This window comes from Arhodomonas sp. KWT (assembly GCF_010993615.1).
The window spans coordinates 1-1,610 of the sequence record NZ_WNXE01000396.1 but is presented as its reverse complement, the minus strand read 5'-3'; the positions used below and the strand labels follow the sequence as shown (position 1 = coordinate 1,610).

The window sequence follows — 1,610 nt, the reverse complement described above, 5'->3', positions numbered from 1 at the left end:
CCCCGCAATTCATTGTTTATTCGAGCGTTTATTGACGCCCCAAGACACCATGGAGAGGACGAGGGTCACGACCATGCCGCCGAGCTGTAGCAAAGGCACGACAAGCGGGTGGCAGTACCACCAGCGGGGGCTCACGACACAACCGTGCCTTCGAAGCGACAAGGGGAAGGCGCCGAAGAATGGCGCTGCCGGCACCGGGAAAAGCGGAGGGGACGCCGCCCCGCGGCGGGTACGCAGAGGGCCGGGGCAGCGCAGGCCGCACAATGCGCTGTCGCGGCTCAAGCGACACGCATCCCCGGCCAGTCGGCCACGCTGTTAAACCGGCGCAAAACACCACGGGGACCAGCAGCTCACTATTTTAAAAAAAGCGACTTCGGTAAAATACCAGTCCAGGATTTGGCCACCTATTCAACTCACGTGAACTAACCCATGAGTACACGAACCGGACGGTACATCAAGCAACCGAGCGGCTACCGGGCCTTCGTCCCCGCACCCCTGCCGCCCGAACCGCCCGTAACGCGCAACGACGAGCTGGATCGTCTCCTCTCGCAGGCCGACCGAGCCCTAGGGCGACTGGACGGTGTTACCTCCGTGTTACCGAACCCTGAACTGTTCGTCGCCATGTACGTTCGCCACGAGGCCGTTCTGAGTTCCCAGATCGAAGGCACCCAGAGCACCCTCGAGGACGTGTTGGGTTATGAAGCCGAGCACGCCATCAACGACCAGCCGCAGGATGTTGAGGAAGTCGTCAACTATGTCGCGGCCATGAACTACGGCCTGTCACGTCTCGACACGCTCCCGCTGTCGCTCCGACTTCTGCGCGAGATTCACGCAAAGCTATTGACCGACGTCCGCGGCGCCGAACGGCGGCCCGGCGAGTTCCGTCATAGTCAAAACTGGATAGGCCCGGCCGGTGTAGCGCTCAACGACGCGGAATTTGTACCGCCACCGCCGGACACCATGCACGAGGTCTTGGGCAACCTCGAAGAGTTCCTGCACGACCGCGCTACCCTGCCGGACCTCATACACTGCGCCATTGCGCATGCCCAGTTCGAGACCATTCACCCATTCCTGGACGGCAACGGTCGTGTTGGGCGCCTTCTGATCACACTGCTGCTTTGCGAGCGGGGCATACTGCACAAACCGCTGCTCTACCTCAGCTACTATTTCAAGGCGCACCGTGCTCAGTACTATGACCGACTCATGGCCGTCCGCCACGACGGTGACTGGGAAGGTTGGATCAAATTCTTCCTGCAAGGTGTGTTCGAAGTCAGCCAAGCGGCCACGACCACGTCCCGCGAAATCCTGACACTCCGCGAACAACACCGGGAGCAACTTCGCGACAACGCGATGGCTCAACAGCTGCTCGACATCCTGTATGAGCATCCCATCGTGTCGATCCGTACCGTCGAAGGGGCGTTGAACACGTCGTATGTTACCGCCCAACGGACAGTGGAACACCTGGAAGCCCAAGGCATTCTGAAGGAAATAACGGGCCGAAAGCGCAACCGACGCTATCGCTACCAGCCCTATGTCGACCTCTTCCAGCGTCAGAGCATCCTTGCTCCCGACGAGGAGCTGCGGGAGCCCGCAACAACCGGTAGCGAGTC

At 60.8% G+C, this 1,610-nt stretch carries 1 protein-coding gene; it reads left to right on the top strand.

Annotation, left to right across the window (positions count from 1 at the left end; all coding sequences use genetic code 11):
- Window positions 1–429: 429 nt before the first annotated feature.
- Window positions 430–1,610: Fic family protein (locus G7A99_RS19305; protein ID WP_163143278.1), on the top strand; the 1,181-nt coding region annotated here is incomplete at its 3' end.